Origin of the sequence: Flavobacterium sp. SOK18b, from assembly GCF_014156605.1 — a bacterium.
In the GTDB taxonomy this organism is placed as follows: Bacteria; Bacteroidota; Bacteroidia; order Flavobacteriales; family Flavobacteriaceae; genus Flavobacterium; species Flavobacterium tiangeerense.
Window position 1 is genome coordinate 1 of sequence record NZ_QKNZ01000104.1, and the last position, 5,067, is coordinate 5,067.

Sequence of the window (5,067 nt, forward strand, 5' to 3'; positions counted from 1 at the left end):
ATTTATAAAATTCCAAAAAGTTCATAAAATGAGAAATTCAAAAATTAATAGGCTTGAATTATTGAAAAATAATTATCCAAATAAAAGTGATTTAGAGTTTGTAGGACCTAAAAATCAAACCTGTCGAAATATTTATCTTGAGGAATTACAAGACATATACTTTTCTGAAAAATCACTTTTAATTTCGATTCCCATATTGATCCAGAAAGCAGCGAGTAAGGAAATTTCGGATGCACTTACAACTCATTTACAATTTACAAAAGAGCACATTCAGCGTCTTGAAGATTTCTTTGATTCAATTGGAGAAAAAAATATCACACTAAACTATTCTTCTTTATATGAAAACGAATCTAATACTCCATAATCAGGACCTACTCGATTGGTATTAATTTCAAGATCATTGAAAAAAATCACAAATAAATAATTAAACAAGGAATAGAAAATGTTAATCATATAACTTTTTGAATTAATAATGTAATATAAAATTACTATACAATATTCACCTTTGTAAAAATTTAATTCTTGATTACAAGACATAAAATATCTGGTTAAAAACAATCAATAATTATTTATAAAAAAACTCATTATGAAACTAAACATTGGAATCACCGAAGCGCACTTAAAAAGTAGTATTACCATTTTGTCATCGCTTTTAGCAAATGAAATGACTTTGTATATAAAACTTAGAAAATTTCATTGGAACGTATCTGGACAAAGTTTTATGGAATTGCATCAATTGTTTGAAGCTCAATATACTGAGCTTGAAGTTTCGATTGATGAAACGGCCGAACGAATAAGCAAATTAGGCGGAAAAACAATTGGGACTATGAGCGAGTTTAGTAAATTATCTGTTATAAAAGAATCTCCTAATGTATACCCAGTTCAAAAAGAAATGCTACAAGAACTTGTAAAAGATCATGAAACGTTAATTGTACAGTTAAGAGAAGATATTGATACCTGCGACAGCAAAAATAATGACGCTGGAACCGCTGATTTTCTTACAGGATTAATGAAAGATCATGAAACAATGGCTTGGAAGTTAAGAAGATATTTAGAATAAAAAATTAAAATAAAGTTATGATCAATTTAAAAAATGAGGTTTTAAAACCATCAAATAGTAACTGTAGAGTAGGAAAAACAGCCCCTTCTCAAAGATACAATTATACACAAAAAAATACAGTTTCTATAAATACGAGTAAAGTGAAATTTACTTAAATAGAAATTATAAATTCCTTTTTTATAAAGTGAAATTATCAAAAATAGGTTGAGTTTTGTTTGGTTTGGGCTGTTGGAAACAACAGCCTTTTTTTTTACTAATCCAAGAAAACATTCTCCCACAAAGTAAACTTGAAGTATTGATTTTTTTACCCTCATATAGAATGCATCTTAACCGTAAATATTGCAACTTTTCTGTAAAGTTGTGTAACAAGGTTTATGGTTATTTATATGAATTTTGCAAATAGAAATGTATTGAAATGTGGTAGTTTTTTTCAACTCCCTTTAATGACAAGCCTGAAACATAAATAGTACAATCAAAATCATAAGATATGAATATTAAAAAATCAGTTGATGTATTAAACAATTTAATAGCATCTCATAAAGATAGGGTAATAGCGTATCAAAATGCAAAAAAGGGATTTAATGAAAATGACTTAGTGCAATTATTCAATGAGTTTGAAAAAACAAGCAATTTGTTTAATGAAGATTTGATATTTGAACTGAGTAAAATAAATGGTGCCCCAAAAGAAAATGCTAGAAATCATACTTTAATAGATAAAATTTGGGGAAATTTAAAAATAAACTTTCTCATAAAAGACAAAGAAGAAATTCTAAACAGATTGGAATATTCTGAGTTTGAAATACTCAAAGTATATAAAAACTCATTGACGAACAACACTGATTTTATTCCAAAAAAGCTGAATAAAATTTTACAACAGCAACAAATATTACTAACAAATCAACATGACAAAATTAAAGATTTGGGCGATAGTATGATAGCAAAATCAAGTATGAGTTTTTAAAAGGTGATTGTATTTTTTAAAAATATAATTCAGATAAAATTTAAAAATAGAGGAATGAACCAAACATTAACGATACAAAAAGAACGATTGGGAACTTATCTCAATCAAAGTTTTATTGAAGTTGGCAGAGCTACCGAGTTTGCTATTCGTTTTTTTAAAGAAGCCATTAGGCCTCCTTATGAATTCAAGGAGCTGCTCAAACAATGTTACTTAATAGGATATAAATCTTTACCACTGGTAACTATTACTGGTTTCATAATGGGGTTGGTTCTTACTTTACAATCGAGACCAACTTTGGCAGAATTTGGAGCCGAATCTTGGTTGCCTAGCATGGTGGCACTGTCTTTAATTAGGGAAATTGCTCCTGTAATTACTGCTTTAATTTGTGCTGGAAAAGTAGCCTCAGGAATTGGAGCTGAATTAGGTTCAATGAAAGTAACTGAGCAAATTGATGCCATGGAAGTTTCAGCTATCAAACCATTCAAGTATTTAGTTGTAACTAGAATTATGGCAACTACATTAATGATTCCATTACTTGTAATTTATGCAGATGGAATTGGAATAGTTGGAGGTTACATGGGGATTAATATTCACGGCGATGTAAATGTAGTCCGCTATTTATCACAAGTGATTGAATCCATAACGTTTTTAGATATTTTTCCCGCAACTATAAAAACTTTTTTCTTTGGATATTTTATAGGAATGATTGGTTGCTATAAAGGATATAATGCTGAAAATGGAACTGAAAGTGTAGGTAAAGCAGCAAATTCTGCGGTAGTTACGGCCTCATTAACCATTTTTATAATTGATATGATTGCGGTACAAGTAACTGATTTATTTTTTTAATATGGAAAAAAATTACACACTTCAAAATAGTAATCCAGTAATTGAAATTAAAGACTTACACAAATCATTTGGTACAAATGAAGTTTTAAAAGGAGTAACATTTAACTTAAATAAAGGAGAAAACCTGGTAGTTTTAGGTAAATCCGGTTCAGGAAAATCAATTACTATTAAATGTATCGTTGGACTTATTAAGATTGACAGCGGCATTATTACTGTGTTCAACCAAGAAATCAATTCATTAGAAATCGATGAACTAAACAAAATTAGAACACGCATTGGATTTCTTTTTCAAAATGCTGCTTTATATGACTCTATGAGTGTTCGAGAAAATCTTTCTTTTACATTGAGAAGACATGATACCTCATTATCAACTGATGAAATTAATGAACAGGTTTTAGAAGTACTCGAAAGTGTGGGATTGAAGGAAGCCATAGACAAAATGCCCTCTGAATTATCTGGAGGAATGCGCAAACGAATAGGACTTGCAAGAACGTTGATTCTTAAACCAGAGATTATTCTGTATGATGAACCCACAACAGGACTTGATACCATTACCTCAAGAGAAATAAGTGAACTCATCTTAGAACTTCGACAAAAAAATAAAACATCATCAATAATTATAACGCATGATATGCCCTGTGCAAGACTTACATCTGATAGAATTGTAATTTTAAAAGAAGGTGTAATACATGTTGAAGGAACATATGATGAGCTAGAAAAAAGTGAAGATGAATGGGTTCGTTCATTTTTTATTTAAATTAAAAATTAAAAATCATGGTTAAAGAGTCAGGATACCAGTGGAAATTAGGAATGTTTGTAATAATTGGATTGTTTTTATTTGTAGGTACCATCTATTTTGTAGGCAAACAAAAAAACTTATTTGGATCAACTATAGAGTTGTATTCAAAATTTAATTCAGTAAACGGTCTTGCAGTAGGCAACAACGTTCGATTATCAGGTATAAATATTGGAACTGTTGAAGATATTGAATTCCTCAATGATACTTCGGTTGTTATTAAAATGGTTATCAAAGATGAAGTTCGTAAATACATCAAGAAAGATGCTGTGGCAAGTATCAATTCGGATGGTTTAATGGGCGATAAAGTTTTGACAATAACTTCAGGAAAGAAATCTACTATATTGATTAATGATCAGGATTATATTAGATCTAAAAAAGCCATTGAAATGGATGACCTTATGGTGAGTGTTAAGAAAAGTGTAGATAATGCCGGACTGATAACTGCTGAGCTAGCGCAATTTAGCTCAAGTATGAATAATGGTGATGGAGCATTATCTAAACTGGTTTCAGATAAAAAATTCGGTAATAGCGTGGACAACATGGTAACTAGTTTAGAAGCAAGCGCATCAGAGTTTAAAACTTTTACTACTAGTATGAACAATGGTAAAGGGGCTCTATCAAAACTTATAAGTAACGAGCGAATGGGGAATTCAATAGATTCTTCTTTAACCAATGTAAAAACAGCTACAAAAGGCTTAAATGAAGTAATTGAGGCAGCAAAACATAATTTTTTATTGAGAGGTTTTTTCAATAAGAAGAAAAAAGAAGAAGATAAAAAACTCGAGGAAGCACAAGAAATTGAAGAAGCCGAAATGAAAAAAGCTTTGAAAATGGATAAAAAAAATGATTCTATTAACAAATAATACTCTTGTTTTATTGTATCCAAGCTATTTTTAGAAGTTTAAAATTATTTTAAATAAAATACTGTAAAGACTATGTGTTATTTTACAAATCAGTGAAAATTACAACAAATAGCCATAGTTATATAATTTAATTAGTTAGAATTTTGGGAACTTTGGAGGGTGAAGATTATTTCACTATTAATAACCAAAATTATGAATTCAAATGATTTAGAGGGGAACTGGGAACAGCAGAAGGAGAAATTAAAAGAAAAATTTGTTGCTTTGACTAGCAACAAGTCATTATTTTCAGAATCTAAGAAAGAAGAAATGCTAAAGAAATACCAAGACAAACTAGGAAAAACTAGAGAGGAACTTATTGTTATTTTTCAATCCTTATAGTTTTTTTTTATCTCTTACTTACAGGATATAAAATTAGGTTTCACTAAAACTGTAATTTATAAAATCTTTTTTAATCAAAATAAATGTGACTAGAATACAGGAGACTAAAATTGATTTTTTTGTTTCGTTAATTTTAAAATACACAATATATTATGAAATG

Annotated in this window: 7 protein-coding genes; all 7 read left to right on the plus strand. The window is 29.2% G+C overall.

Features of this window, described 5'->3' with window-relative positions:
• Positions 1 to 364, plus strand: a 364-nt coding sequence (locus tag DNC80_RS13650; protein ID WP_220485253.1) for a DUF892 family protein, incomplete at its 5' end; no start/stop codon positions are given.
• Between the two features lie 222 nt (positions 365 to 586).
• Positions 587 to 1,060 carry a Dps family protein gene (locus DNC80_RS13655; protein ID WP_182651690.1) on the plus strand — a complete coding sequence of 158 codons (474 nt, stop codon included), beginning with the start codon at positions 587 to 589 and terminating at the stop codon, positions 1,058 to 1,060.
• Positions 1,061 to 1,547: 487 nt separating this feature from the next.
• Positions 1,548 to 2,021, plus strand: a complete 474-nt coding sequence (locus DNC80_RS13660; protein ID WP_182651691.1) for a DUF2383 domain-containing protein — start codon at positions 1,548 to 1,550, stop codon at positions 2,019 to 2,021.
• Between the two features lie 54 nt (positions 2,022 to 2,075).
• Positions 2,076 to 2,867 carry an ABC transporter permease gene (locus DNC80_RS13665; RefSeq protein ID WP_182651692.1) on the plus strand — a complete coding sequence of 264 codons (792 nt, stop codon included), beginning with the start codon at positions 2,076 to 2,078 and terminating at the stop codon, positions 2,865 to 2,867.
• A gap of 1 nt (position 2,868) precedes the next feature.
• Entirely contained in the window at positions 2,869 to 3,624 is a 756-nt protein-coding gene (locus DNC80_RS13670; protein ID WP_182651693.1) for an ABC transporter ATP-binding protein, read from the plus strand.
• Between the two features lie 17 nt (positions 3,625 to 3,641).
• The gene (locus DNC80_RS13675; protein ID WP_182651694.1) at positions 3,642 to 4,529 is read left to right on the plus strand and encodes an MlaD family protein; all 888 of its coding nucleotides are present in this window, start codon (positions 3,642 to 3,644) and stop codon (positions 4,527 to 4,529) included.
• Between the two features lie 192 nt (positions 4,530 to 4,721).
• Positions 4,722 to 4,907, plus strand: a complete 186-nt coding sequence (locus tag DNC80_RS13680) for a CsbD family protein (RefSeq protein WP_144890614.1) — start codon at positions 4,722 to 4,724, stop codon at positions 4,905 to 4,907.
• Positions 4,908 to 5,067: the final 160 nt, after the last annotated feature.

Coding starts and splice junctions, on each gene's coding strand:
- DNC80_RS13655 (WP_182651690.1), top strand. CDS start 587: ATGAAACTAAACATTGGAATCACCGAAGCGCACTTAAAAAGTAGTATT.
- DNC80_RS13660 (WP_182651691.1), top strand. CDS start 1,548: ATGAATATTAAAAAATCAGTTGATGTATTAAACAATTTAATAGCATCT.
- DNC80_RS13665 (WP_182651692.1), top strand. CDS start 2,076: ATGAACCAAACATTAACGATACAAAAAGAACGATTGGGAACTTATCTC.
- DNC80_RS13670 (WP_182651693.1), top strand. CDS start 2,869: ATGGAAAAAAATTACACACTTCAAAATAGTAATCCAGTAATTGAAATT.
- DNC80_RS13675 (WP_182651694.1), top strand. CDS start 3,642: ATGGTTAAAGAGTCAGGATACCAGTGGAAATTAGGAATGTTTGTAATA.
- DNC80_RS13680 (WP_144890614.1), top strand. CDS start 4,722: ATGAATTCAAATGATTTAGAGGGGAACTGGGAACAGCAGAAGGAGAAA.